This is a genomic window from Streptomyces abyssalis, assembly GCF_001751365.1.
Taxonomy (GTDB): Bacteria; Actinomycetota; Actinomycetes; order Streptomycetales; family Streptomycetaceae; genus Streptomyces; species Streptomyces abyssalis.
This window is the reverse complement of the sequence record NZ_LJGT01000038.1, coordinates 644,468-670,735: the sequence shown is the minus strand read 5'-3', so window position 1 is coordinate 670,735 and position 26,268 is coordinate 644,468. Positions and strand designations below refer to the sequence as shown.

Here is a 26,268-nt window from a genome sequence, read left to right as displayed (position 1 = left end):
GCGGCGCGCGAGGCTTGATTTGTGGTGCTTGTCGGCTTTCGAGAGGGCGCAGGTTCGCGCTCCGTAAGGCTGAAATTAGACAGATCAGGTGAAGCGGCCCACGAAGGTGAATGAACGCACGGTGAACCTCGGCGGTCGGCCCAGTGGCACTGTGCGCGGCGGTGACGTGGCCCGTACGCGCTGCTTCCGCACCGTACGGGCAGGTGGCCGCCCATGCCGTGACGTGCGGCGGCGGTGGCTTGAACCCTCGATCCCCGGTCCGGATGCGGGGCCGCGGGCCGCTCGCCGCCCTGTCGGATTCCACCGGCGCGTGGCAACATCCGCTGGGTCGGCGGTGGTTGACCGGAGCCGACGGTGGCAGAACTGATTCGAAGGGGTCGTATCCGAGGGCCCGGACCGGCGGTGCCGGGGCCCGGCCGGCGGATACGTCCGGCACGCACGGGCACAAGGCACACACGCACGGGCACGAGGCACGAGGCACGAGGCACGACGGAGAATCCCGGAGACGGACTACGGCGAGGGGGCCACGTGGGCGGGACGGGGAAGCGCCGGATGCTGGTGGCGGCCTGCACGCTGGGGCTGCTGGCGGGGCCCGCGGCGGGCAGCGCGTACGCGGATCCGGCGGACCCGGGCGACGGCGGGATGCGCGGCCTGGAGCAGGTGGGCAAGGAGATCGACCGCCTGCACGAGGCGGCCGAGTCGGCGACGGACGCCTACAACGGCGCCCAGGAGCGGGCCGAGAAGCAGCAGAAGGCCGTCGACGAGCTCACTGAGAAGATCGACTCTCTGCGTGAGAAGCGGGGCAAGTACACGAAGACGGCCGGAGCCCTGGCGCGTGCCCAGTACCGCAGCGGCGGAATGCCCGACGAGGCCCATCTCATACTGCGCAAGACCCCCGAGGCGTTCATGCACGACGCGGTGATCATGCGCAAGGGGCAGCAGGCCACCAAGGGTGTCATCACGACGCTCGCCGCGACCGAGTCCCGCCTCGACGAGTACGCCGCGGAGTCCTCGAAGAAGCTGCGCAAGCTGGAGGCGAACAAGAAGCGCAAGGCGGCCGCGAAGAAGAAGATCGAGAAGGATCTCGAGCGTGCCGAGGACCTCGAATCGCAGCTCGCGGAGAAGGAGTTGGAGCGGCTCCGCGAGCTGGAGGACGAGGCGGCGAGCGCGCGGCAGGCGAAATGGCTGGAGTCCGGGGTGCTGGACGAGATCTCCGGCAAGGCCTCCAAGGCCGGCAAGAAGGCCATCGGCTACGCCACGAACCAGATCGGCAAGGACTACGAGTGGGGCGCCGAGGGCCCGCGTACGTTCGACTGCTCCGGGCTGACGCTGCGGGCCTGGCAGGCGGCGGGCGAGGAGATACCGCGGACCTCGCAGGAGCAGTGGAAGCAGCTCGAGCACGTGCCGATCAGGAAGATGCGCCCAGGCGACTTGATCATCTACAAGCGTGACGCAAGCCACGTCGGGATGTACGTGGGCGGCGGAGAGATGGTCCACGCACCCCGTACGGGCCGCCAGATCACGGTCGCGGGAGCGGGCTCCCTGCTGATCAAGGGCGTCGTCCGCCCGGACGAATAGGGGCGAAGCGGCCGGAGGCCGCAGGCATATGACAGGGGCGGATGGCCCTCAGCCATTCCGTACGTGCGTACGGGGGCGCTAGGGTCCCCTGGACAGCCCGGTCGTGCAGGCGCGCAGGACCATCGCCGCCGCACCGGGCCTGGTGGTGTGCCGGCTGGCTCACGACCGCGCCCTCGGGGGGAGGGAAGGAACGCACATATGCCCGTAGGCGTGCCACGCGAGGACGCTGTGTCCGCGCGGCGCCGCGCGTCGGTGCCTCAGCAGAGTGACGGATCGCACGAGCGGTCCGGGGGGAACGTGAAGAGTGGCCTGACGTTGCTCGTCATCGAGGACAGCCTCGCCGGGGGCCGGAGCGTGCCGGAGATGCTCGACGCGGCGAGCGGATACCTGCCCGGTGACGCACATTCCGGTACGTCCGGCGAGCGCATCAAGGTCCGTACGGCCCGGAATCTGACCGAGGCCGAGCGCCTCCTGACCGATGACGTTCAGTGCATCCTGCTCGACCTGGCGCTGACCGGTGCCGTCTCCGGGGTCGTCACCGGTGCGGGTTCGGGTGGCGCTTCTGGTGCCGCTTCCGGCGTCGGCGGGGCACCGGCGGGGGCGGAGGCCGCCGAGGCCTCCGCGTCTGCCGCGTCCGCGGGTTCCGGCGCGTCCGCCGGTGCCGCTGCGGCCGCCGGTTCCGGCGGTTCCGGCCAGGGCACCGCTTTGCCGGGGCTCGACGCCGGAGGCGGCGCGGCCACCGGCGAGCTGGAGATCCTTCGCCACGTGCTGCGGCTGGCGCCCCGGCACGCCGTGATCGCGCTGACGGACGGAGCCGACGCGGAGCTCGCCGCCGAGGCCGTACGGGTCGGCGCCCAGGACTACCTCTTCCGCGACGAGCTCGACGGGCGGCTGCTCAGCAGGGCCATCCGTTACGCCGTCGAACGCAAACGCGCGGACCTCGCCCAGCAGCAGCTCACCGAGTCCCGGCTGCGCGCCCAGGAGAACGCCCGGCTGGAGCGCGGGCTGCTCCCCACGCCGCTGCTGGCCGGCAGCGAGCTCCACTTCGCCGCCCGCTACCGCCCTGGCCGCTCCCGCGCACTGCTCGGCGGGGACTTCTACGACACGGTCCGTACCGCGGACGGCACCGTTCACGCGATGATCGGCGACGTGTCGGGGCACGGCCCGGACGAGGCCGCTCTCGGCGTCGAACTGCGCATCGCGTGGCGTGCGCTGACCTTCGCGGGCCTCTGCGGCGACGAACTCCTCGGAACGCTGCAGAGGGTGCTCGACAACGAGCGGGCCAGCGATGAGATCTTCGCCACACTGTGCACGGTCGAGATCGCCCCCGACGGCCGCAGTGCCGGAGTCTGCCTGGCCGGGCACCCCTCGCCGCTGGTCGCCGGAGCGGGCGGCTCGGTGCCGCGGCTGCTCCCGTACGACTACAGCGGCCCGGCGCTCGGTGTCGTACCGAACGCGCGCTGGCCGCGCCGTCAGGTCGAACTCGGCCGTGCCTGGAGCCTGTTGATGTACACGGACGGGCTGATCGAGGGGCACGTCGGCGAGGGCCGGCAGCGCCTCGGCCAGGACGGGATGATCGACATCGTGACCGGGCGGATGGCGCAGGGCATGGACGGCGAGCGGCTGCTGGACGCGACGATGGAGGACGTGCGGCGGCTGAACGGCGGCGAACTCGCCGACGACGTGGCCGTGTTGCTGCTCGACCGGAGGTGACGCGGGCGGGCGGGTGTGTGTGCCCGGCCCGGGGGTGCGCTCAGCGGGCCCGTCCCGTGCGCGCGCTCAGCGGCCGTTGAACGGTCCGTACGGGCCGTCGCTGCTGCTGCCGCCCCACTTCGGACCGCCGCCCATGACCTGCTTGAGCGCGGGACGCACGTCGACGATGTAGACGATCGTGGCGATCGCGCCCGCGATCTGCAGGAAGACGATCTGGAAGTAGTTCGCGGGGAGGGTCAGGCCGAGGATGATCAGCCAGAACACCTTGGTCTGCTTGCCGGCGGCCGTGTAGGCGTCCGTCCGGCGCATCGCACCGTCGATGAACGCGAACACCGCCATCGCCAGCAGGACCAAGGTGATGATGAGAAACAGCGGCCCTAGGGGTCCCTGCGACATGTCGTCCACATCCCTGTGAGTCCGTGATCACTGCCGGGGCCTCGCAGCCCCGCCGGCGGCCTGCTGTGGTGCCGCTCGTCAGCCCACCGTACCCGTTCGCCGGACCGGGAATCCGGGCCCGGCGAACGTCTGGACAGAGGACCCGGCCGGGGCCCGGCGGGACCCGGCCAGGAGGGACGACTGCCGTTTCCGGTTCAGGAGCCGGACTTCGGGGGCGTCTTCTTGCCTCCGTTGGACTGCGCGGTGCCCGGCTTCGTGGAGTTGGACTTCGCGGTGCTCGTCCTGGCGGTGGTCGTCTTGCGGGCGGTGCTCTTCTTGGCGGCGGACGCGGAGCCCGCGGAGCCCTGGCCGGTCTGCGTCGTGCCGCCGGCCGTGCTCGCCGTACCGCTCGTGCTGCCGGGGCCGCTTGTGCTGCCGGTGCCGCTCGTGCCCGCCTTGCCGGACTGCGTGCCGCCGCGCGGCTGGGCCGGCGGCTCGGCGACCTTGACCGGCTCACGCTCGACGGTCACCTCGGGGGTGCCCGCGTCCTCGCCGCGCCAGTTCTTCACGGCGCCACGGCCGCGGTCGGCCAGCTCGTCGTACGCCTCGCGGGCCTTGACCGCGTACTCGGCGGCGACGCCCACGCTCTGCAGCGCCAGGTGCTGTGCCTGCTCGCGCAGCTTCTTGATGTCGGTGTCGATGCTGCCCAGGGTCTCGCTGACCTTCGCCTGCGTCTCCTTGGCCTGCTTGGTGAAGCGCGCCTGTACTTCCTTGGGGTCGGTCGCGCGTACGGCCGCGATGCGCTCCGGGGCCTCTTCGCGGATCTTGTCGATCACTCCGGCGGCGAAGTAGAGCGGCTTGGGGTCGGTGAGGGTGCTGCGGATGTCGTTCGTGCTGGGCATGAGAGGTCTCTCCCTGGTGGACTGACTGCTATCGGGCGTCGGCCTCTGTGGCCTCGGCTTCGTCCTGTTCGGCGTCCTTGGCGTGCTCGGCGGTCCGGGCGTCCTTGGCGTGCTTCGTGGTCTTGACGGCCTGGACGCGACCCTTGTCCTTGGCGGGCCCGGTGCCCTCGGCGGCGGTGCCGGACTCGTCCGGCTGCGCCGCCGCGTTCTCCTTGCGGAAGGACTCGTAGATCTGCAGCAGCGCCTGCTTCTGGCCCTCGTTGATCGACGGATCGGCGAGGATCGCGGCCGGCACCTGCAGCAGGTCGTCCCGCTCCCGCTCGTCGAGGATTCCGGCCTGCACATACAGCGTCTCGGCCGAGATCCGCAGGGCCTTGGCCAGCTGCTGCAGGATGTCGGCGCTCGGCTTGCGCAGACCGCGCTCGATCTGGCTCAGGTACGGGTTGGACACCCCCGCGGCGTCCGCGAGCTGCCGCAGCGAGAGCTTGGCGTTGCGCCGCTGCTCGCGCAGGAACTCGCCGACATTGCCGACGTTCAGGGAAGCCATGGCTCAACCATGCCTCGTCTTGCTAACTATTGCAAGCGCCCTGCTTGCAAGTGTGTTTCCCCAGGGTTACGTCTGCTCCTGTGGATTGCACGTAGTTGTCGTGTTCGCAGGGCAGCTGTCGTGCCATCGCGTGACGGGAACGGCCTGGAACGGCCGTCCAGTTGTGGCTACTGAGCTTCGCCGACCCGTTGGGGAGAGACCTGTGCTGCCTGCCGCGGTGTGCCGCCGAGAGCGAGCGCTGCGGCGACTGCCGAGACGGCGGCGAGGGTGAGGAAGAGTGCCGGGTAGCCGCCGAGGGGGCCGGCGAGGGCGGCGCCGGTGAAGGGGGCGAGGCCGGTGGCGATGGTGACGGGGGCGGTGAGGATGCCGCTGAGTTTGCCGTAGTGCTGGGCGCCCCAGCGGTCGGTGACGGCGGTGGCCTGGAGGAGGGTGAGGTTGCCGCGGACCATGCCGACGCCGATGGCGAGGGCGATCAGGAGCGTCACGGGTCCGGGGACGACGGCGAGGGCCGCGGTGGTGACGCCGCCGGTCGCGATGAGGACGCTGGTGCGGGTGGTGACGCCGGTGCGGCGCGCGAAGGGTGCATAGAAGATGCGGCCCAGGGTCTGGCCGAGGCCGCCGAGTCCGAGTGCCCAGGCTGCCTGTGTGGAGGTGGCGCCGCGTTCGTTCAGCAGGGGGACGGTGCCGATCACGACGGCGAAGGAGGAGAGCGCGGAGAGCGTCAGCGCGATGGCCAGGAGCACGAAGGGCCGGGTGCGTGCGACCGGCCTCTTGGGCCTGGCTCCTGTGTCGGGTTGTCGAGCCGCGTTGGGGGAGTCGGGTGCGGGTGGCCATGGGGCTCGCAGGGCGAGCGTGTGGGCGGGGATGGTGATCGCGGCGAGGATCACGGCCAGGGTGACGTAGGTGGCGCGCCAGCTCATGTGCTCGATGAGTGCGGCAGTGATCGGTGCGAAGACGGTGCTGGCCAGTCCGCCGGCGAGGGTGAGGATCGTCAGGCCGCGGACGCGGTGACCGCCCCACCAGCGTGTGACGGCGGCGAAGGCGGGCGGGTAGAGCGTTCCGGCCATGGCCGCTCCCGCACATAGCCAGGCCCCGGCGAATACAAGGAAGTTGGGGGCTGCGGCGATGGCCAGGACGGATGCCGTGCCCAGGAGCGATCCGGCGGTCATCACCGCGCGTGGGCCGCGGCTGTCCAGTACGCGTCCCACGGGGATTCCCACGAGGGCGCTGACGAGGAGGGCGCCGGAGAAGGCGCCCGTTGCTGCGGTGCCCGACCATCCGGTCTCGGCTGTCAGGTGGGGCAGGAGGACGGGGAAGGCGTAGTAGAGAACGCCCCAGCTGGTGATCTGGGTGGCGCACAGGGCGGGCAGGACGAGGCGGGGTCGCGGCCGGTCCCCCGTACCGGTCGCGACCTCATCGGTGTGGGGGCGCGTCATCCGCACGTCAGCAGCAGCCTCCGGTGGTGGCGGCAGGGACGGTTTCCGTTTCCGGCTGGGCATGGGACTCGGCGCAGCAGGTGCTGCCCTGCTGCTTGGTGAGGGAGTCGGTGTCGGCCTTGACGGCGTAGACCTCCCAGGGCTCCTTGCCGGGCCCGTGGACCCAGACCTTGTCCTGGAGGGCGTAGCAGCAGGTCGTGTCGTTCTCCTCTTGTGTTGCCAGGCCCGCTTCGCTCAGGCGGGCGGTGGCGGCGTTCACCGCCTCGGAGGAGCCGACTTCGACTCCCAGGTGGTCCATGCGGGTCTCCTCACCGGCCTCGCCCTCGATGAGGACGAGTTTGAGCGGCGGCTCCGCGATGGCGAAGTTGGCGTATCCGTCGCGGAGTTTCGCCGGCTCGGTCCCGAAGAGCCGGGTGTAGAAGGCGATGGACGCCTCAAGGTCAGGGACTCGGAGTGCGAGTTGCAGGCGTGACATGGTGCGCCTCCTCAAGGGGTGGTGTTCAGCAGCCGCCGGATGCGGTTGGGGCTCGGGAGCCTCCGGGTTGCCCGGTGTCCGGAGCGGCGCAGCATCCGCCGCCGTCACCGTCGGCTTCTTCCTGCTGGGTTTCGGGTTCGTCGAAGAGTCCGGCGCCGCCGCACACTCCGGTCTCCGGCAGCGTCAGCTCGACTCGCTCGGCGGCTTCCTGGTCTCCGGCGAGCGCCGCTGCGATGGAGCGCACCTGTTCGTAGCCGGTCATGGCGAGGAAGGTGCGTGCGCGGCCGTAGCTCTTCATCCCCGCCAGGTAGAGGTGCGGCTCCGGGTGCGCCAGCTCCTTCTCGCCATGGGGGTAGACGGTGCCGCAGGAGTGGACGTTCGGGTCGATCAACGGGGCCAGTTGCACAGGGGCTTGGAGCCGCTCGTCCAAGCCGAGACGCACCTCGTCGAGGAAGGACAGGTCGGGGCGGAGACCGGTCAGCACGATGACCTCGTCGACGGGTTCCAGGCGGCGGCCGTCCTCGGCGACAAGCACCAGCCGCCCGTCCGCACCCCGGTCCACCGTGCTCGTGCGGAATCCGGTGACGGTCTCGGCGTATCCGTCGTCGACTGTTGCTTTGGCGCGCAGTCCGAGCGCACCGCGGGCGGGCAGTTCGTCGGCCTCGCCGCCGCCGAAGGTGCTCTCGCTGACACCTCGCCGCAGTACCCAGGAGGTGCGGGTGCCCGGGTGTTGCTTCGCGAGATCGGCGAGACCGGCAAGGGCGGTGAAGGCCGAGGTTCCGGAGCCGATCACGGCCGTGCGCCTGCCCGCGTAGCGGTCCCGTACGGCGGGGTTCTTGAGATCCGGGACGCGGTAGGCGATCCGGTCAGCCGCGGCGCGCTCGCCGAGAGCGGGAAGGCCGTCCGCGCCGAGCGGGCTCGGAGTCGACCACGTACCGGAGGCGTCGATGACGGCCCGTGCCGTCACGCGTTCCTCGACGCCCTCGGCTGTGAGGAGGTGGACGGTGAAGGGCTGCTCCTCCCGGCCGGCGTCGACCACGCGGTCCCGCCCGCTGCGCGAGACACCGGTGACGCGGCATCCGTAACGGACGCGGTCTCCCAGGGCGTCCGCCAGCGGCTGGAGGTAGAGCTCGGTCCAGTCAGCACCGGAGGGGTAGGCGGTTCCGTCGGGGCGGACCCACCCGGTGGGAGCGAGGAGCTTCTCGGCTGCCGGGTCGACGACTTCCGCCCAGGGGGAGAACAGTCGCACATGGCTCCACTCCCGCACGGCCGTACCGGCACTGGGGCCGGCCTCCAGGACCAGCGGATTCTGGTCCCGCGCGACCAGGTGGGCAGCGGCAGCCAGGCCGACCGGGCCGGCTCCGATCACCACGGTGGGCAGTGCGGCGGTGGGCTCGTTCACGGCGACTCTCCTACTTGCTTCGACGTTCGTCTATGGCTTGCACTGTCACCATCCCATCTGCTTCGATGAGTGTCAACATAGACATTCATCTAACCAAGGACTGGTGATGGAGTACTCCGACGTGGTGATCATCGGTGGTGGGCAGTCAGGCCTGGCCGCCGCGCATGCTCTGCGGCAGCGCGGACTGCGGCCGCTCGTGCTGGAGGGATCCGGGCAGCCGGCCGGGTCCTGGCCGCGCTACTACGACAGCCTCACCCTCTTCTCCCCGGCGCGGTACAGCTCGCTGCCCGGCCTGCCCTTCGGTGGGAATCCGGACCGCTACCCGCACCGGGACGAGGTCGTCGCGTACCTCCTGCGCTACGCCGACCGGTTGGACGCGGAGATCCGGACCAGGCAGCGAGTCAGAAGCGTCCGCCGTGACGGCGAGGGATTCGCAGTCGCAGTCGAGGACGGAACGGAGTTGGGCGCGCGGGCCGTCGTGGCCGCCACAGGCAGTTTCGGCCGCCCCTACCGCCCTGACCTGGCCGGGCTGGATTCATTCACCGGCACCGTGCTGCATGTCGCGGACTACCACGCCCCAGAGCCCTTCGCTGGTCAGCGCGTTGTCGTCGTCGGCGCCGGCAACTCCGCCGTGCAGGTCGGGACCGAACTCGCCGCCCATGCGCACGTCACTCTTGCCGGCAGGGCTCCGGTCCGCTGGGCAAAGCAGCGTCCCTTCGGCGGCCGTGACCTGCACTTCTGGCTCTCTGTCAGCGGCCTGGACACCGCGCCTCTGGGGCGCTTCGTACGCACCCCGCCCACGCAGATGGTCATCGACGACGGCCGCTACCGAGCCGCTCTCGCCCGCGGCGCACCGGACGTGCGCCCGATGTTCACGGGCATCGAAGGCTCCAAGATCACCTGGAGCGACGGCAGCGTCGAAGACGTCGACGCTCTCGTGTTCGCCACCGGCTACCGTCCGGACCTCGGCTACCTCGCGCCCTTCGGCGCCCTGGACCGGCGCGGTCTCCCCCTGCGCCGCGGGGATGTCTCGCCGGCCGGTCCCGCACTCGCGTACGTGGGCCTGGAGTGGCAGCGCAGCCTCTCCTCGGCCTCCCTGCGAGGAGTCGGGCGCGACGCGGATCGCGTGGCCCGGCGCCTGTCCGCGCATCTGGCCAGTACGTAGAGGCCGAGCGCCAGCCTGTTCGATGTATGTCAAAATAGACGTATGTCGAAAGCGAAGGCGTTGCCGCTGATGGAGACGGACGTTGCGGCGTGCTGCCCGCCGCTGGACGAACGGGCGTTGACCCCTGAGGAAGCGGAACGGGCCGCCGCGATGTTCAAGGCGCTCGGCGACCCGGTGCGGCTGCGTCTCTTCTCCCAGATCGCCTCCCACCCCGGAGGTGAGGCGTGCGTGTGCGACATCTCCGACGTCGGGGTCTCGCAGCCCACCGTCAGCCACCACCTGAAGAAGCTGCGCGAGGCGGGGCTTCTGACCTCGGAGCGGCGCGGCACGTGGGTCTACTACCGCGTCGCGCCGAGCGTGATGGCTTCGATGGCGCGCAGCTTCTCCGTCTCCGGATGACGACAGCCGAGGCGGCAAGACGACAGCCATGACAGCCAAGGCGGCCCGTCCACACGGCTGTTGACGGTCACCGGCCCACGACGACGAAAGGGCGGGACCCGCTTACCGGGTCCCGCCCGTTTCGCGCTGTGTGCGCCGGCCCGCCGCGCTCTCGCGACGTCAGTTCTTGCCGGGCTTCGGTTTCGCCGTGCCGGGTGCGGAGTCGACGGCGTCGCAGCTGGGGACGGTGTTGGGCGGCGCGCAGTTCGTCGGGTGGTTCTTGAAGACGGCGCTCTTGATGAGCTTCACCTCGGGCGTCTGTTTCGTGGAGCTTCCGGCCTTGCCCTGCTGACGCTCGGTGCTGCCGGAAGGGCTGATGACGACGCCGAAGAGGCGGCCGTCGTTGTTGATGCCGCCGCCCTGGGTGGGACCGCCGTTCGCCGTGTTGCGCGTGACGGTGCTCTTGTAGAGCGTCGTCAGCTCGTGCGCCCCGATGAAGATGCCGCCGCCGGACGTCTCGACGATGTTGCCTCTGACGGATGTGGAGTTCAGGCGCAGCGGGCCGGTCTGGATCCCGGAGCCGCTGCTGCTGCTCATGGTCATGATGCCGCCGCCGAGGCCGCCCCTGCCTTCGCCGACGTTGTTGCCGGCAACGGAGACCCCGTCCAGCTTGGTGTTGCCCGAGTTTGCGAGGCCTCCGGCCCAGGACGCGGCCGTGTTCTCGTTCAGGGCGCCGCCCCGCATCGTCATCGTCCCGCTGGTGGCCACGGCGCCGCCGACGTCACTGGTGTTGTCCCTGACGCGGGTGTTCCTCAGCGTGAGGGTGCCCACGTTGTTCCAGATCCCGCCGCCGAGGAATTCGGACCGGTTGTTCCTCACCGTCGAGTCGGTCAGTGTCAGCCGGCCGCGGTCGTTGAGGAGACCCCCTCCCGCTGCGGCGAAACCGTTGCCGGATGCGTCGCCGCCGCGGACGGTGAGCGAGTCCAGGCTGAGGTTGCCCGTCTGCGTCACGTGGAAGATGCGGAAGGCCCCGGTGGCGTTGGGAGCGCGCTGAATGATGGTGCCGTCTCCGGTGATCCGCACCTTGCCGGTGATCTCGGGAAGGCCGTCGTCGGTGTTGTCGGCCGCGGTGAGGCTGTACGTGCAGCGGGGCGCGAGGGCGATGCTGCCGCCGCCGGTGTTCGCGTTGTTGATCGCCGTCTTCAGCGCGGCGACGTCGTTGCAGGGTACGCGGGTGGGCGCCTGCGCATGTGCTTGCCCGGCGGGCAGGAGAGTCAGGCACAGGCCGAGGCCCGTGACGGCGGTGAGGCATACGCGTCTGAGCGTGTCAGTCATGCGGCTTCCCTTGGCTATGGGGAGGGGGACGGACAGGAAGACGGGACAAACCTCGTGACGCCCGGTCAGCGAGCAGTCGTCGTCGCCGAGCGCCACTGATCGACAGTCCGAGATCTATCCGAGGCAGGCATCGGGCGCATGTGGGGATCGACTGTCTGGCCGTCCCTGCCCGAAGCCGTATCCGGGTCGGCCGGAGCGCTTCCATGGCTCCCGGCCCCGCGGCCGTGCACGGCCGAAGCCGAGGGCGCCTGAGGGTGCATGAGGGGCCTGAGGGTGCCTGGCAACGGCTGACCCGACCGGGGCCGCTGAGTGGCGGGTGCCGGCCGTCCATACACTGGTGTGTGCTGCTCGTTGCGGGGCTGGACCAGGGGGAAGGCCTCATCAGTTGGAGGTCGGAGGGGCCATCGATCACGTGTCCGCAGCTGAGGCTGCCCGGTCCCGGTCCCGGTCCCGGTCCCGGTCCCGGTCCCGGTCATGAACGGCCTCGAGGACATCGCGCTGCTGGCCGCCGCAGGACTCCTCGCCGGGGTCGTCGGGTCGGCGGGCGGCATCACCTCCTTGCTCTCCTATCCCGCCCTTCTGGCCGTGGGCCTTCCCGCCCTCTCGGCGAACGTGACCAACCTCGTCGCCGGGGTCGCCTGCTGGCCCGGGGCCGCTCTCGCCTCACAACCCGAACTGGCGGGCCAGGGACGGTCGTTGCGCCGCTGGGTGCCGATGTCAGCCGTGGGCGGGGCGCTGGGCTCGGTGCTGTTGCTGTCCACTCCGCCCGGCACGTTCGCCCGCGTCGTGCCGTTCCTGGTGGCCGCCGGTTCGCTCGCCCTGGTCGCCCAGCCCTGGCTCGTACGTGACCCCGCGAAGGACCAGCGTGGTCGCACATCCGGGGCACGGGGTGCGGTTCTCCCGCTGGGGCTGATGGCGGTGTCCGTGTACGGCGGCTACTTCGGGGCCGGGTCCGGCGTGATGACCCTCGCTCTCCTGCTGATCACGGCTGAGCCCCACATGGCCACTGCCAATGCCCTGAAGAACATGCTCATCGGTGCCCTGGCACTCGTCTCGGCGCTCGTCGTCGCCGCGTTCGGCCCCGTCGACTGGACGGCGGTACTGCCGCTGGGGCTCGGCATGTTCACCGGCTCGACGCTCGGCCCGCGGATCGCCCGCCGGCTGCCGGCCGCCGTGCTGCGCTGGCTGGTCGCACTGGTCGGTATCGGCCTGGCAGTCCAGTTGTGGATCAATCCGGGTGAATGACGCCGACCGGCAGCACGCTGACGAAGGGCGCCGGGTGCGCCGAGCGTGGCGGTCGTCGGCGTCATCAGGCAGATGCCGCGTCGGACGGCGTGAACTTCCGCCGCCAGGCGAGCGATACGTACACCAGGGCCACCAGGACCGGGACCTCGATGAGGGGGCCGACGACGCCGGAGAGTGCCTGGCCCGAGGTGACGCCGAAGGTGGCGACGGCCACGGCGATGGCGAGCTCGAAGTTGTTGCCCGCCGCGGTGAAGGCCAGGGTCGCGGTGCGGTCGTAGGGGATGCCGAGGGTCCTGCCGAGGGCGAAGGAGCCGAACCACATCAGCGCGAAGTACACGAGCAGCGGCAAGGCGATACGGGCGACGTCCAGGGGCTGTGAGGTGATCGTCCTACCCTGGAGGGCGAACAGGATGACGATCGTGAACAGCAAGCCGTACAGGGCGAACGGTCCTATCTTCGGCAGGAAACTGCCCTCGTAACGTTCGCGGCCCAGTTTCTTCTCGCCGGTTCGGCGGGTGAGGAACCCGGCCAGCAGCGGAATGCCGAGGAAGATGACGACGTTCCAGGCGATCTTCCACATGGAGATGTCCAGCTGCCCGCCGCCTCCGAGGCCGAGCCAGCCGGGCAGCAGGTCCAGGTAGAGCCAGCCGAGCAGGCCGAAGGCCAGGACCTGGAAGAGGGAGTTGAGGGCGACGAGGACGGCTGCGGCTTCGCGGTCGCCGCAGGCCAGGTCGTTCCAGATGATGACCATCGCGATGCAGCGTGCGAGACCGACGATGATCAGGCCGGTGCGGTACTCGGGCAGGTCCGGCAGGAAGACCCAGGCCAGCGCGAACATCACGGCTGGCCCCAGGAGCCAGTTGACGACCAGCGAGGAGACCATGAGCTTCCGGTCGCCGGTGACCGCGTCCAGCTTGTCGTAGCGGACCTTGGCCAGCACGGGATACATCATCACCAGCAGACCCACGGCGATGGGCAGCGAGATCCCGCCGACTTCGACCTTGCTGAGCATGCTGTTCAGGCCGGGGACGGCGCGTCCGAGACCGAGCCCGAGAGCCATCGCGATCACGATCCACACCGCCAGGAAGCGGTCCAGGGTGGAGAGTCCGGCGACGACCCCGGGCGCAGGCACCGGGGTCGTGGAGGTGGTCGCTTCGGTGCGGGTCACGGACAGGCCCTCTTCTTGTCGGCGGCGGTCGTCGCACGGGCAGTGGCGGCGAGGTCGGAGAAGGAGCCGGCCACGGCCTCGATGACCTCGGGCCGCAGCTTGTAGTAGGTGAAGCGGCCGCACGGCTCTGTATCCACGACCCCGGCGTCCCGCAGCACCTTCAAGTGGTTGGAGAGGTTGGTCTGACGGGCGCCGGTCTCCTCCACCAGGTGCGTCGTACAGAGGGTCTCGTGGGCCAGCAGGGTCACGATGCGAAGCCTGAGGGGGTCCGCAAGAACCCGGATCAGCTCAGTGTCGACTGACGTCAGCATGCGCTGATACTGTCACATCAGTCAGCGCTGACACCAGCGGTCGCTGATTCGCAGATCTCGCGAAGGCGGTCCGATGGCGCCCTGCACCACAGAGGGAAGGACCCGATGGCCACCACACCCGTCGCATCCGTGCTGTTCGTCTGCGTCCACAACGCCGGACGCTCTCAGATGGCGGCCGGCTTCCTCTCCCACCTCGCAGGTGGCCAGGTGGAAGTGAGGTCGGCGGGATCGCTGCCCGCCGAGCAGGTCAACCCCGCCGCCGTCGAAGTCATGAATGAGGTGGGCATCGACATCTCCGGCAGCGCACCCAAGCTCCTCACCACCGACGCGGTACAGGCCTCCGACTACGTCATCACCATGGGCTGCGGCGACGCCTGCCCGGTCTTTCCCGGCAGGAAGTACCTGGACTGGGAGTTCGACGACCCGGCCGGCAAGGGCGTCGAAGACGTCCGGCGCATCCGGGACCAGATCAAGGACCGCGTCGAGTCACTCGTCGCCGGTATCCGTCAGGAGGGCCACTCGGGCCGAGCCGACCCGTAGGCCGGCTCGACGCCGCGACGGCCTGGAGCCGGGGTCTGCCGGGAACCGGGGCTGTTCGGCCGTAGGCCAAGTGAGGCCGCTGCGGCCGCGGTTACGGATGAGACGTCATCGCATCAATCCGGCTGACCGGCGTGGTTGCCGGGTGCCGGTGATGCGCCGTTTCACTCTCCAGCGTCGAGGGAGTCGCAGTGATGAAGATCATTTTGCGGTCCGGGGCCGTGACCGCCGCGGTCGGTGTGGGACTGTCCCTTGCGGTCCTGCCGGCGGGTCCGGCCAACGCCGCCGGGGGGACCCACGTGCGGTGCAACGACATCACCGGCCTGGTGAACGCGATCAACCAGGCCAACGCCAATGCCAACGGCGGTCGCATCATCCTCGCGCCCCGCTGCACCTACACCCTTACCGCGCCCGAGAACGCCGACGACGGGCTTCCGGAGATCACCGGGAACGTGACCGTCTCCGGCCGTGACACCACCATCCGGCGCGGCCCGGACGCGACGCAGGACTTCCGCATCCTCCACGTCGCGTCCGGCGGCACCCTCACCCTGAACTCGCTCAAGATCAGCGGCGGCAGCCTGGGTACCGGCCTCTCCGGTGGCGGTGTCTCGAACAACAGCGGAACGCTGAACCTGAACCGCACGGTCGTCAAGGGGAACACCGCCGACACGGGAGGCGGCGTCTTCAGCTTCGGCGGCCGGCTCAACCTCGTTCGCAGCACCGTCGAGGGCAACACGGCGAACAGCTTCGGGGGCGGCGTCGTCAACGACGGCGTCGGCACGATGACGATGAAGGACGGTGCCCTGCTCAGGAACCGGGCGGTCACCAGCAACGGCGGCGGTCTGGAGAACATCCTGGGCACCGCGTCCCTGGAGTCCGTCTCGGTCAGAGGGAACACCGCCGTTGTGGGTGGCGGCATCCGTAACACGAACGGCTCCACCCTGCGCCTGAAGTCGACCACCGTCCGCGACAACGTCGCGGTGTCGGGCGCGGGTATTTCGAACAACTCCCTGCTCGGCAGCAGCACCGTCACGCTGGTACGGAGCCTGGTGACCCGCAACACGGCGATCGGCGCCGGGGGCGGCATCCTCAACGAGCCGGGCGGCCAGGTCACGCTCAAGGCCAGCAGGGTCATCCGCAACTTCCCGGACAACTGCAGCCCTGAGGGCAGCGTCCCCGGATGCACCGACCCCGCCGGCACCGTCACCCCGCCGGACTCGGAGTTCACCCCGCCCGCCGACGACATCAAGCCCCGCAAGTGAGCCGTCTCCCGGGCTGAGGCCCACGAGCCACACGCCGGTGTACGACGCACAAGGGCGGGACCCGCTCCCCGGGTCCCGCCCTTGTGCACGTCGCGGTCGCGGGAGCCCACCCCTGTCCATGTCCCGGGAGCTGCGCCATCATGGGCGGCAGCCATGATCACCGTTTGTTCGAAGCACTGATGACGACCTGCCAGGACCCGCCCTCCGCACAGCCCGTCACCGGGCCTCCGCGCGCCCTGTCGGCCGCGACGTTCGTGAGCAGCTTCGACCGTTTCGTGATCAGCCCGATGCTGGTTCTGATCGCTTCCGGGCTGGGTGTGCCGCTCTCGACGGTCGTCGTCACCGCGAGCGGCTACTTCCTGGCGTACGGGCTGTCGCAGCCGCTGTGGGGAGTGCTCTCCGACCGCTTCGGGCGGGTCCGCGTCATACGCGCGACGCTGCTGGCCGCCGCACTGGCCGGAGCGGTCTCCGCGGCCGCCCCCGGCCTGGTGTCGCTGGCGGCGTCGCGGATCGTCGCGGGCGCCTTCTTCGGTGCCGTGGTGCCGACGTCGCTGACGTACGTGGGTGACACCGTCACCGCCGGGCGGCGTCAGCGGGCGCTGTCGGACCTGATGGCCGCGATGGCGACGGGCACCGCCCTGGCCACGGCCTTCGGCGGCGTGCTGGCTCATCTGCTCGACTGGCGTGCGGTGTTCGCCACGTCTGCGGCGTGCGCGGCGCTGTGCGCGTTCGCGATGCGCGCGCTGCCGGAACCGCCGCGCGCACCCGTCGCCGGAGTGGGCCGGCACCTGGGTACGGTGCTGCGCGACCGCTGGGCCCTGCTGGTGTTCGGGCTGGCGTTCGTGGAGGGCGCCGTGCTGCTCGGGACGATGACCCTGCTCGCCGCCGCGCTGCAGGCGAACGGGGTCAGCGCGGCGGTCGCCGGCCTGGCCACGGCCGCCTTCGGGGTCGGAGTGCTGGGCTTCTCGCTGCTGGTGAAGAGGCTGGCCGGACGGATGCCGGTGTGGTCGCTGATCGCCGTGGGCGGCGCGCAGATCTGCCTGGGCTACGGAATCGTCGCCGGCCGGATCGGTCTGGCCACGGTCGTGGTCACGGCGCTGCTGCTCGGCGGCGGCTGGTCGTTCATGCATTCGTCGCTGCAGACGTGGGCGACTTCGGTGGCGCCGCAGGCACGCGGCACGGCGGTCGCCTTCTTCGCTGCCGCGCTGTTCATCGGCAGTTCGGTCGCGGTGACCGCCGCCGGGCCGTTGGCCCAGCACGACCGGTTCGCGCTGCTGTTCGGCATCGCCTGTGCGCTGTCGGTTCCGCTGACCCTCACCGCCGTACTGTGCCGGCGCCGCTGGCCGGGAGCGACGTCATGATGGACGGCGTGACCGCAGAGCAGACAGAACCACCGGTCGTGATCGAGGCGCTGACGGCCGCACACGCCGATGAGGTCCTCGCGATCTACCAGGCCGGTATCGACGAGGGGAACGCGACCTTCGAGACGGCCGCTCCCGCCTGGGAGGTCTTCGACGCCGCGAAGCTCGCCGAGCACCGGTTCGTCGCCCTGGACCCGGAGGGCGGCGGGGCCGGGACCGGGAGCGCCCGTACCGGCGGGAGCGGGCGGGTGCTCGGCTGGATCGCCGTCGCCCCCGTCTCGCCCCGTGCCGTCTACGCGGGCGTGGTCGAGCACTCGGTGTACGTGCATCCCGGGGCGCGTGGCCGGGGAGTCGCCCGTGCCCTGCTCGACGCGCTGATCGCCTCGACGGAGGCCGCGGGGATCTGGACGATCCAGGCCGGCGTCTTCCCCGAGAACACGGCCAGCATCGCCGTCCATCTGCGCGCGGGCTTCCGTGCCGTCGGCGTCAGCGAACGCGTGGGCCGCCACCACGGCACCTGGCGCGACGTACAGCTCCTGGAGCGCCGCAGCCCCGTCGTCGGCTGACCGCGGACGCCCCGCGCCGGCTGCTGGCCTCCCCGCGCACCCGGCGCCAAGTGCCGCCCACCTCGCGCCGGATGCCGTACGGGCCACCGGTGGCGGTCCCGTACCGGCATCCGCGTCAGTAGGAGCGCACGGCGATGGTCATGCCCGCACCGCGGAGACGGCCCACGAGAGCGTCCCCGATGCCGGTGGCCGGAGTGAGCACTCCGCCGCCGCCCTCGACGTGCGGCAGCCCGGCCCGGTCCAGTACGAGGGCGAGGGCCGACTCGCCGAGCATCACGGCGGTGGCGTTGTATCCGGGGTCGCCCTGTGCCCTGAAGCGGGCGGCGTAGCGGGCACCTGTCGTCGTGACGGCGAAGGTGTCGAACGTGAAGTGCCCCCTCTCGCGTGTACGGCGGCCGGGGCCCTCACCCGGCTCCGGCAGGGCCTTGTCCATCAGAGGGCGGGTCGGACGCAGCGCCAGCCCCGTGAAGAGGGCGCCCATCACCCCGGCCGCCCCGACCGCGACCAGCGGCGAGACCAGCGGGGAGCCGAGGCGCATGGCCTCGCGGTAGCGGAAGCGGGCGCCGTAGGCGTGGCCTCGCAGCGCGGCGCTGCGGCGGACGATCCGGGTGTTGAAGGGGGCCATCGGGAAGGGGGCGAGGACACCGCGCAGCGGCGTACCGGACTTGGCGGCGCGGGCCATGAACAGGTCGTCCTGGCGGCCGAGTTCGGGCTCGGCCGTGCGGTCGGGGCTGAGCGTGTACGGGTCCATGGCGAGGCGGCGGGCGTCCCGGTCCCGCTTCATGACGTCGATCTGCTGCCGCACCGAGTCGATCGTGCCGCCGCTCACTCCGCCGCTGACCGCGGTGAGGACCGCGGTGGTGTCGGTGAGTTCGCCGTTGCCGTCCGCACGGACCTTCTCGTGCAGGAGGTGGACGTTGACGTCGGACGGGACCGAGTCGAATCCGCAGGCATGGACGATGCGCGCGCCCGCGGAGGCGGCGGCCTCGTGGTGCGCGTCGATGCTCTCGCGGACGAACAAGGCCTCACCGCACAGGTCGACGTAGTCGGTGCCCGCCCTCGCGCAGATGCCGACCAGGTCGCGGCCGTAACTCGCGTACGGGCCGACGGTGGTGATGACCACGTGTGCCGCTCCCGCCATCTTCTCCAGCGCGGAGCGGTCGTGCGCCTCGGCGACGAACAGGGGCCAGTCGCGGGCGCGTTCACCCAGGCTCTCCCGTACCGCCGTGAGCTTCTCCTCGCTGCGTCCGGCCAGCGCGATCCGGGTTCCTTCGGGGGCCGTCCGGGCGAGATGGTGAGCGACGAGCGAGCCGACGAAGCCGGTCGCACCGTAGACGGTGACGTCGATGTCGCGTGCACCGCGACGGGGAGTGCTGTCGGTGGTTTCCCTGGCGTCCGTCATGGGCGGGTCCTTCCGGGCCGGGCGGTGGGCGTGGGCGAGTGCCCGCTCCCGGGAACGCCGTCGGGGCCACTCTCGCCTCCGGTACTCCGGCTCCGCGGGTACGGACGTACTCACGGGTAAACCTATCCGTGCGGGAGGCCCGCGCGCCCGGCGCCCTGCCGCACCGCGGCGCTCACCGCTCCGACCGCGTTCACCGCTCCCGTCGCTCTGAGCGCTGTCACACGGGTGCTCGGCCGGCACCTTCCTTGCCTTCCGCCCGCTCCGCAGCGGCGGAGGAACGGGCGGGCGTGGCCCGGAGCGTGAGCGCGACCAGCGCGGACGCCGCGAATCCGCCGGCGAGGTAGGCCGCGACCCAGTACCACTCGCCGCCGCCGAAGGCGACGAGGGCCGTCGCGATGAACGGCGTGAAGCCACCGCCCACGGCGCTGGCCACCTGGTATCCGAGTCCGGCGCCGCTGTAGCGGTACTCGGCGCCGAACAGCTCCGTGAACAGCGGCTGCTGGACGCTGACGATCAGGTCGTGGGCGATGTTGACGAGCAGCACGGAGGTGACGGCCAGCAGGACGGTGGAGCCGGACTCCATCGACATGAAGTACGGGACGGCGCCCAGCACCCCGATCAGCGCGCCCGTCATGAAGACCGGCTTTCGCCCGTACCGGTCCGAGAGCCACGCGAAGGCCGGGATGGTGACGATGCCGATCCCGCCGACGAGCAGCCCGATGTTGAGCATGAAGCCGGAGTCGAAGCCGTGCTTGTCGGTGGCGTACGAGAGCGCGAACGTCGTGACGACGTACATCGACACCAGCTCGCCCAGGCGCATGCCGATGATCTGGAGGAAGGCGGCAGGCTGTTTGCGCAGGGCCTTCACCACGGGGAGCCTCGTGCGCTTCTGCGGCTGCTGCGCTTCGACCTCCTCCTTGAAAACCTCGCTCTCGGGGACGCCGGCACGAATCCACAGGGCGAGTACGACGAGCAGTGCGCTGATCAGGAACGGGACCCGCCAGCCCCAGTCCTGGAAGCCGTTCTCGCCGACGGCGGACTCCATCAGCGCCACGGCGCCTGTCGCGAGGATCAGGCCCACCGAGTAACCGACCTGCACGCCCGAGCTGTAGAAGGCCTTGAGCTTCGACGGCGCGGACTCGACCGCCATGAGCGCGGCGCCGCCCCACTCGCCCCCGACCGCGAACCCCTGGAGGGCGCGGAGGATCACCAGGAGCAGCGGCGCCCACCAGCCGATGCTGTCGTACGTGGGCAGCGCGCCGATGAGGGCCGTGGAGACGCCCATCAGCAGGACCGTCCACACGAGCATCCGCTTGCGGCCCAGCTTGTCCCCGAAGTGCCCGAAGACGAGACCGCCCAGCGGGCGGCAGACGAATCCGATGCCGAAGGTCGCGAAGGCCGCCAGCGTGCCCGCGAGAGGGCTGACGCCGGGGAAGAAGGCCTCGTTGAAGACGATCGCGGCGACGATTCCGTAGAGCAGGAAGTCGTACCACTCGACGACGGCCCCGATGGAGCTGCCGATCGCGGCTCGCGTCTGCTTCCGCGGCGCCTGCTGCTCTGGTGTGGCTGGCATGAGACCTCGGTCCTCGCTCTGTGCGCTAAGTGCACGGATGTGCGTGACTTGAACGGCATGGTGTACGCGCCGGGCGGCCGGGGTCAATACGTCGTTCCGGATGAGCTGACGGGTCTCACGTTCCGGACGTCGCCGCGACACCTGTGCCGCGCCGTGGCGACCGCGTCCGCTACGGTGGCGCCATGCGTACGTACGTGCGTATCGCGCACAGTCACTCGGTACAACCGTGGAGAGGGCGGAACCCATGAGAGCAGCGGCATTGACGGCGCCCGGACGGGTCGAGATCGTCGGCGTGCCCGAGCCGGTCTGCGGACCCCACGACGTCATCGTCCGCATGACCGCCGTGGGGCTGTGCGGCACCGATGTCGCCGTGGTCCGTGGCGCCCGCCCGGCGCCGCGGCTGCCGTGGGTGCTGGGACATGAGGGCGTCGGCGAGATCGTCGAGGCCGGCGAAGCAGTCCATGGCGGGCGGGCGGTCGGAGAACGCGTCGCCATAGAACCCAACTACTGCTGTGGCGGCTGCGCGGCCTGCGACGGGGGATTCACCTCGGGCTGCGCCGGCCGCGTGGCCGTCGGTCTCGCCGTGCCCGGAGTGCTGGCGGAGTACGTCCGCGTGCCCGCCGAGTTCGCCCACCCGGCGGCCGCGCAAGTACCGACCCGCGATCTGGTGTGCGCCGAGCCGCTGGCCGTGGCGCGCACGGCCGTACGGCGTTCCGGTGCCGCCCCGGGCGACACCTGCCTGGTGGTGGGCGCCGGCTCGCAGGGCCTGTTCGTGTGCGCGAGTCTCGACGCCGCCGGGATCACCCCGTATGTGCTGGAGCCGCACGACGGGCGCCGGGCGCTGGCGGTCTCGATGGGTGCCGTGCCCCTGGAGCCCGCGGGGAGCGAGCCCGCGGGGAGCGAGGCCGAGCAGCCGGTGCGGGCCGCCCACGTCTTCGAAACCGCGGGGGTGCCGGCGGCCCTGACCTCGGCGCTACGGCACGCGGCGCCCGGCGGGAAGATCACGGTCATCGGGATGAGTGGTGCGCCCCTGGAGCTGACGCCGCACGAACTGGTCAGCAGGCAGCTCACCCTGACCGGCTCGCTGATCTACGACCACCCGCACGACTTCGCCGGGACGGTTGCGGTGATGGAGGCGGGTGCGATGGCGCCGCACCGTGTGCTGGGTGCGGAGTTCGCATTCGAGGACGCGGCCGCGGCGTTCGACGCCGTCGCGACGACGCCGGGCAAGTGCTGGATCAGCTTCGGGGGAGGGGGCGGACCGGTGACGCCCGCCCCCGTCAGCGCGCCACCGCGCTGACCAGGTCCGCCTCGATGAGCCGTACGGTGCGCAGGATCATCGGGATGTAGTCGCGTTCGACGAGCTCCGGTGTCGTACGCCCCGCGTGGACCGAGACGTTCGCGGCCGCCACGACCTGCCCCCCGCGGTCGCGGACGGGCGCCGCCGCGCCCCGCAGCCCTTCCTCCAGCTCCGAGTCGACCAGCGACCAGCCCTGCTTGCGCACCCTGTCGATCTCGTCGCGCAGGGTCCGCGTGCTGCGGATGGTGTGGTCGGTCCTGGCCTCCAGCTTCAGCCGCGCGAAGCGTTCGTCCAGTTCGGCGTCCGGCAGTCCGGCCAGCAGAACGCGGCCCATCGACGTCGTATAGGCGTCGAACCGCGTGCCGACGCTGATCTTCACCGCCATCAGCCGGGTGCTCTGGACGAGCGAGACGTAGACGATCTCCTCGCCGTCGAGCACGGCCAGCGCCGCTGTCTCGTTGAGCTCGCGGGCCAGCGACTGAAGATGCGGCTGTGCGATCTCGGGCAGCGACATGCTGGAGAGGTACGCATAGCCCAACTCCAGGGTGCGCGGGGTGAGTTCGAAGGCGCGGCCGTCGCTGGCGACGTAACCGAGGTCGGCGAGGGTGAGGAGCAGCCGCCGGGCGGTCGCGCGGTCGAGGCCCGTCTGGCGCGCGACCTCGGTGAGAGTCTGCGAGCGGCGTTGCGCGGTGAACGAGCGCATCACCGACAGCGCCCGTGCCACGGACTGGACGAAGTGCGGTCCGTACTCCTCGCGGCCCTTCAGCACCGGTTCCGACAAAGCCTCACTACCTCCCGTACGGGCCCGGCCCGCCGATTCCGCGCGCTTGTGCGCATCACGCACAGCCTACAGGGCAGCGCGGGCGCGGCGCCACGTGGGCCCATTGCACGGGGGTGGGACCCGGAGTCGATGGTTCGCGGAGTTGTCTGCACACCGATTGACGCGTCCGGGAGGTCGCTCGTAGCGTGCGCGATGTGCATCCAGGTGCGGCATACGAACAATCTGAAGCGTGAACCAGCGAACCATCCCCTGGTCCGGAGACCTCCGCCGTGGGAAGGAGCACAAGTGAGCCCGTCACCGTCACCGCAGCCCAGCAGCCCCCGACCGCACCCCCGTCCCCGTGCGCGCAAGGGCGTCGCGACGGTCTGCCTCTCCGGAATGCTGGAGGACAAGCTGCGAGCGGTGGCCGCGGCCGGGTTCGACGGTGTGGAGATCTTCGAGAACGACCTCGTCGTATCGGCCATGACGCCGGAGAGCGTCCGCGCGCTCTGCGCGGACCTCGGCCTGACCATCGACCTCTACCAGCCCTTCCGCGACTTCGAGGCCGTCCCCGACGGCCTGCACGCCGCCAATCTCCGCCGCGCGGAGCGGAAGTTCGACCTGATGGAGCGTCTGGGCGCCGGCACCGTGCTCGTGTGCTCCACGCTCTCGCCCCACGCCGTCGACGACGACGGACTGGCCGCGCAGCAGCTGCGCGCCCTCGCGGACCGTGCGGACGCGCGCGGCATACGCGTCGCCTACGAAGCCCTCGCCTGGGGGCGCTTCGTGAACAGCTGGGAACACTCCTGGCAGATCGTCCGCCGGGCCGACCATCCCGCGCTCGGGCTCTGCCTGGACAGCTTCCACGTGCTCTCCCGCGACCCGGCCCCCACGGGCGTCGACACGGTGGACGCCGCCAAGCTCTTCTTCCTCCAGCTGGCCGACGCGCCCCGGCTCGACATGGACGTACTGCAGTGGAGCAGGCACCACCGGCTCTTCCCGGGCCAGGGCTCCTTCGATCTGCCGGACTTCCTCGCCCAGGTGCTGGCCGCCGGGTACGAGGGGCCGCTGTCGCTGGAGGTGTTCAACGACGTCTTCCGCCAGACCGATCCGGGTCCCGCCGCGGTCGACGCCATGCGTTCGCTCGTCGCGCTCGAAGAGGCCGTCTCCGAGCGGGAGTACGGATACGGGGCCGCAGGACGGGCCCGCCCGCGCGTCGAGCTGGCCGCGCCGCCGCCCGCCCCCGGACTCCTCGGCCACGCGTTCGTCGAACTGACCGTGGACGACGAGTCGGCACCGCAGATCACCTCGGCACTGTCCGCACTCGGATTCGCGCACACGGGACGCCACCGCTCCAAGCCCGTGGAGCTCTGGCAGCAGGGCGGGAGCAACGTCGTACTGAACCGGGACGGAAACACCACGGGAACGGACGGCACCGGCACGGCGGAAGTCGTGGCCCTGGCGGTCGAGAGCCGGGACCCCGGACAGTCCGCGCGGCGCGCCGAAGCGCTCCTGGCCACGCCCCTGCCCCGCAGGCGCGGCCCGGAGGAGGCCGAGCTCACCGCGGTCGCCGCCCCGGACGGCACCCAGCTGTTCTTCTGCCCGGGCGGCGAGGCGCGCGGTCCGGACTGGCGGGCTGACTTCGCGCCCGTCGCGGCCGGGGAAGGCGTAGCCGCCGATCCCGGCCCCCCGCGCCCAGGCCGCCTCGGGCGCATCGACCACGTCGCGCTGGCGCAGCCGAACGACCAGTTCGCCGGTTCGATGACCTTCTACCAGTCCGTACTCGACCTGCGCGAAAGGGACTTCGCCGAGTACGGTGCGCCCTTCGGCCTGGTCCGCAGCCGTACGGTCGGCAACGTGTCCGGCGAACTCCGGATAGCCATGCACGGGGCGCTGCTGCGCCGCGGAGGCTGGGCGCCCTCGGTGCCGGACCCGGAACACATCGCGTTCGCCACCGACGACGTATTCGCCGCGGCTCGGGACGCGCTGGAGCGCGGCCTGGAGATCCTCCCCATCACGGACAACTACTACGACGACCTCGACGCGCGCTACGCGCCGGAGCCGCGGCTCCTGGAGACGATGCGCGGGCTGAACATCCTCTACGACCGCGACGAGCACGGGGAGTTCTTCCACTTCTGCACCGGCCTCCTCGGCTCGCGCGTCTTCTTCGAGGTGGTCCAGCGGGTGGGCGGCTACCGCGGCGACGGTGCGGTCAACGCACCCGTACGGATGGCCGCGCACCGGCAGGCCCGGCACGTGCCGGAGCAAGCAGCGTCCGCGTGACCGGGGACCGTGTCCCGGACCACACCCTCCGCCCGCCAGGCCCTCTTCCCCGCCGGGCAGGACCGGCGCAGGCTGAGGCCATGCAGAAGACCACGACGGCCACCACCGGAGCCGAGGGGCGGGCCCGCCTCGCCCTCGCGCAGGCCGAGTTCGAGCCCGATGTCGTCTACCTCAACACCGCTGCGCTGGGCCTCCCGCCGCGGCGGTCCCTGGACGCGCTGCAGTCGGCGCTGGCGGAATGGCGCGAGGGCAGGGCGAACCCGGCGGCCTACGACGCCCCGCTCGCAGCGGCACGTGCGAGCTACGCCGGGCTCGTCGGCGTCGACCCGTCGTGCGTCGCGGTCGGCAGCCAGGTCAGCGCCTTCGTGGGCCTGGTCGCCGCCTCGCTGCCCGGCGAGAGTGAAGTGCTCACCGCTGCCGGGGAGTTCACAAGCGTCGTCTTCCCCTTCCACGCCCAGGCTCCCCGGGGCGTACGGGTGCGGGAGGTGCCGCTCGACTCCCTCGCCGAGGCGGTGACGCCCCGTACGTCGCTGGTGGCGGTGGCGGCCGTGCAGTCCGCGGACGGGCGCTTGGCCGACCTCGACGCGCTCACGGCCGCGTGTGAGGCGAACGGGGCGCGCGTGCTGCTCGACACGACCCAGGCCGTCGGCTGGCTGCCCGTCGATGCGAGCCGCTACGCCTACACCGTCGACGGCGGTTACAAGTGGCTGCTGGCCCCGAGAGGCACGTGCTTCTTCACCGTGCGGCCCGAGCACGCGGACGGTCTCGTCCCGCACTCCGCCGGCTGGTTCGCCGGCGAGGAACGCTGGGAGAGCCTCTACGGCGCGCCCCTGCGGCTCGCGAAGGACGCCCGGCGCTTCGACACCTCCCCGGTGTGGCACGCGTGGGTCGGCCAGGCGCCGTCCCTGGATCTGCTCACCGGCATCGGTACGGACGTACTGCACGGGCACGCTCTCGGCCTCGCGAACCGCTTCCGCGCCGCCGTCGGGCTGCCGGAGGGCGACTCCGCGATCGTCAGCGTGGCCGTCGCCGCGGACACTCCCCGGGAGCTGGAGCGCGCGGGTGTCGTCGGCAGCACGCGGGCGGGGCGGCTGCGGCTCGCGTTCCACCTCTACAACACGGAGGCCGACGCGGACCGCGCCGCCGAGGCCGTCGCCGGAAGGCTGACCGGGGAGGAGCGCTGACCGGGGAGCA

At 71.2% G+C, this 26,268-nt stretch carries 24 protein-coding genes; 12 read left to right on the top strand and 12 right to left on the bottom strand.

All coding sequences use genetic code 11. The features are described from left to right. Nucleotides 1-528: 528 nt before the first annotated feature. Both AN215_RS10190 and AN215_RS10185 read left to right on the top strand, forming a co-directional pair. Complete coding sequence (locus tag AN215_RS10190) at nucleotides 529-1,578, top strand: C40 family peptidase (protein ID WP_338057919.1); 1,050 nt, start codon at nucleotides 529-531, stop codon at nucleotides 1,576-1,578. A gap of 198 nt (nucleotides 1,579-1,776) precedes the next feature. Then, nucleotides 1,777-3,291 carry a PP2C family protein-serine/threonine phosphatase gene (locus AN215_RS10185; RefSeq protein ID WP_070012928.1) on the top strand — a complete coding sequence of 505 codons (1,515 nt, stop codon included), beginning with the start codon at nucleotides 1,777-1,779 and terminating at the stop codon, nucleotides 3,289-3,291. Nucleotides 3,292-3,357: 66 nt separating this feature from the next. Here the strand turns inward: AN215_RS10185 and AN215_RS10180 are convergent, their stop codons facing one another. From AN215_RS10180 to AN215_RS10155, 6 genes are all read right to left on the bottom strand, one after another. Next, nucleotides 3,358-3,687 (bottom strand): DUF2516 family protein, encoded by a 330-nt coding sequence (locus AN215_RS10180; protein ID WP_070013840.1) that lies wholly within the window; start codon nucleotides 3,685-3,687, stop codon nucleotides 3,358-3,360. 194 nt (nucleotides 3,688-3,881) lie between these two features. Next, nucleotides 3,882-4,568: a hypothetical protein gene (locus AN215_RS10175; protein ID WP_070031143.1), complete on the bottom strand. Its 687-nt coding sequence runs from the start codon at nucleotides 4,566-4,568 to the stop codon at nucleotides 3,882-3,884. A gap of 28 nt (nucleotides 4,569-4,596) precedes the next feature. Next, nucleotides 4,597-5,115, bottom strand: coding sequence for a helix-turn-helix domain-containing protein (locus AN215_RS10170; protein ID WP_070012929.1), 519 nt, complete (start codon nucleotides 5,113-5,115; stop codon nucleotides 4,597-4,599). A 167-nt stretch (nucleotides 5,116-5,282) separates the two neighbouring features. After that, on the bottom strand, nucleotides 5,283-6,551 hold the full coding sequence (locus tag AN215_RS10165) for an MFS transporter (RefSeq protein WP_070013841.1): 1,269 nt from the start codon (nucleotides 6,549-6,551) through the stop codon (nucleotides 5,283-5,285). 7 nt (nucleotides 6,552-6,558) lie between these two features. Then, nucleotides 6,559-7,026 carry an ArsI/CadI family heavy metal resistance metalloenzyme gene (locus AN215_RS10160; RefSeq protein ID WP_070012930.1) on the bottom strand — a complete coding sequence of 156 codons (468 nt, stop codon included), beginning with the start codon at nucleotides 7,024-7,026 and terminating at the stop codon, nucleotides 6,559-6,561. A gap of 25 nt (nucleotides 7,027-7,051) precedes the next feature. After that, the gene (locus AN215_RS10155; protein WP_070012931.1) at nucleotides 7,052-8,428 is read right to left on the bottom strand and encodes an NAD(P)-binding domain-containing protein; all 1,377 of its coding nucleotides are present in this window, start codon (nucleotides 8,426-8,428) and stop codon (nucleotides 7,052-7,054) included. A 106-nt stretch (nucleotides 8,429-8,534) separates the two neighbouring features. Between AN215_RS10155 and AN215_RS10150 the strand changes: the two genes are divergently transcribed. Then, nucleotides 8,535-9,593 (top strand): flavin-containing monooxygenase, encoded by a 1,059-nt coding sequence (locus AN215_RS10150; protein WP_070012932.1) that lies wholly within the window; start codon nucleotides 8,535-8,537, stop codon nucleotides 9,591-9,593. A gap of 42 nt (nucleotides 9,594-9,635) precedes the next feature. Continuing rightward, on the top strand, nucleotides 9,636-9,992 hold the full coding sequence (locus AN215_RS10145) for an ArsR/SmtB family transcription factor (protein WP_070012933.1): 357 nt from the start codon (nucleotides 9,636-9,638) through the stop codon (nucleotides 9,990-9,992). Between the two features lie 159 nt (nucleotides 9,993-10,151). On the opposite strand, the gene AN215_RS29800 is transcribed toward AN215_RS10145, so the two are convergent. Next, the gene (locus AN215_RS29800) at nucleotides 10,152-11,306 is read right to left on the bottom strand and encodes a hypothetical protein (protein ID WP_070012934.1); all 1,155 of its coding nucleotides are present in this window, start codon (nucleotides 11,304-11,306) and stop codon (nucleotides 10,152-10,154) included. Nucleotides 11,307-11,780: 474 nt separating this feature from the next. Between AN215_RS29800 and AN215_RS10135 the strand changes: the two genes are divergently transcribed. After that, on the top strand, nucleotides 11,781-12,551 hold the full coding sequence (locus AN215_RS10135) for a sulfite exporter TauE/SafE family protein (protein ID WP_070012935.1): 771 nt from the start codon (nucleotides 11,781-11,783) through the stop codon (nucleotides 12,549-12,551). Nucleotides 12,552-12,615: 64 nt separating this feature from the next. On the opposite strand, the gene arsB is transcribed toward AN215_RS10135, so the two are convergent. Together arsB and AN215_RS10125 are read right to left on the bottom strand one after the other, a co-directional pair. Next, a complete protein-coding gene (gene arsB / locus AN215_RS10130; protein ID WP_070012936.1) occupies nucleotides 12,616-13,719 on the bottom strand; it encodes an ACR3 family arsenite efflux transporter in 1,104 nt (367 codons plus the stop codon). After that, nucleotides 13,716-14,030: an ArsR/SmtB family transcription factor gene (locus AN215_RS10125; protein ID WP_070012937.1), complete on the bottom strand. Its 315-nt coding sequence runs from the start codon at nucleotides 14,028-14,030 to the stop codon at nucleotides 13,716-13,718. Before AN215_RS10125 ends, arsB begins: the two co-directional genes overlap by 4 nt. 105 nt (nucleotides 14,031-14,135) lie before the next feature. Between AN215_RS10125 and AN215_RS10120 the strand changes: the two genes are divergently transcribed. The 4 genes from AN215_RS10120 (at nucleotide 14,136) to AN215_RS10105 (ending at nucleotide 17,756) form a co-directional block, all read left to right on the top strand. Beyond that, a complete protein-coding gene (locus AN215_RS10120) occupies nucleotides 14,136-14,570 on the top strand; it encodes an arsenate reductase ArsC (RefSeq protein ID WP_070012938.1) in 435 nt (144 codons plus the stop codon). A 191-nt stretch (nucleotides 14,571-14,761) separates the two neighbouring features. Next, complete coding sequence (locus tag AN215_RS10115) at nucleotides 14,762-15,829, top strand: hypothetical protein (RefSeq protein WP_070012939.1); 1,068 nt, start codon at nucleotides 14,762-14,764, stop codon at nucleotides 15,827-15,829. 164 nt (nucleotides 15,830-15,993) lie between these two features. Further along, a complete protein-coding gene (locus tag AN215_RS10110) occupies nucleotides 15,994-17,190 on the top strand; it encodes an MFS transporter (RefSeq protein ID WP_245694377.1) in 1,197 nt (398 codons plus the stop codon). Nucleotides 17,191-17,198: 8 nt separating this feature from the next. Then, nucleotides 17,199-17,756: a GNAT family N-acetyltransferase gene (locus AN215_RS10105; protein ID WP_245694376.1), complete on the top strand. Its 558-nt coding sequence runs from the start codon at nucleotides 17,199-17,201 to the stop codon at nucleotides 17,754-17,756. 115 nt (nucleotides 17,757-17,871) lie between these two features. Here the strand turns inward: AN215_RS10105 and AN215_RS10100 are convergent, their stop codons facing one another. Beyond that, nucleotides 17,872-19,158, bottom strand: coding sequence for a saccharopine dehydrogenase family protein (locus AN215_RS10100; protein WP_070012940.1), 1,287 nt, complete (start codon nucleotides 19,156-19,158; stop codon nucleotides 17,872-17,874). Nucleotides 19,159-19,375: 217 nt separating this feature from the next. Continuing rightward, a complete protein-coding gene (gene shiA / locus AN215_RS10095) occupies nucleotides 19,376-20,731 on the bottom strand; it encodes a shikimate transporter (protein WP_070012941.1) in 1,356 nt (451 codons plus the stop codon). 244 nt (nucleotides 20,732-20,975) lie between these two features. Between shiA and AN215_RS10090 the strand changes: the two genes are divergently transcribed. Then, nucleotides 20,976-22,031 (top strand): zinc-dependent alcohol dehydrogenase, encoded by a 1,056-nt coding sequence (locus AN215_RS10090; protein WP_070012942.1) that lies wholly within the window; start codon nucleotides 20,976-20,978, stop codon nucleotides 22,029-22,031. On the opposite strand, the gene AN215_RS10085 is transcribed toward AN215_RS10090, so the two are convergent. Further along, nucleotides 22,012-22,875: an IclR family transcriptional regulator domain-containing protein gene (locus tag AN215_RS10085; RefSeq protein WP_079122867.1), complete on the bottom strand. Its 864-nt coding sequence runs from the start codon at nucleotides 22,873-22,875 to the stop codon at nucleotides 22,012-22,014. The two genes, AN215_RS10090 and AN215_RS10085, sit on opposite strands and share 20 nt — an antisense overlap. 222 nt (nucleotides 22,876-23,097) lie before the next feature. On the opposite strand from AN215_RS10085, the gene AN215_RS10080 reads away from it, so the two are divergent. Both AN215_RS10080 and AN215_RS10075 read left to right on the top strand, forming a co-directional pair. Then, entirely contained in the window at nucleotides 23,098-25,074 is a 1,977-nt protein-coding gene (locus AN215_RS10080; protein ID WP_338057918.1) for a sugar phosphate isomerase/epimerase and 4-hydroxyphenylpyruvate domain-containing protein, read from the top strand. Between the two features lie 80 nt (nucleotides 25,075-25,154). Beyond that, nucleotides 25,155-26,258 (top strand): aminotransferase class V-fold PLP-dependent enzyme, encoded by a 1,104-nt coding sequence (locus AN215_RS10075; protein WP_070012945.1) that lies wholly within the window; start codon nucleotides 25,155-25,157, stop codon nucleotides 26,256-26,258. The last annotated feature ends 10 nt before the right edge of the window (nucleotides 26,259-26,268 follow it).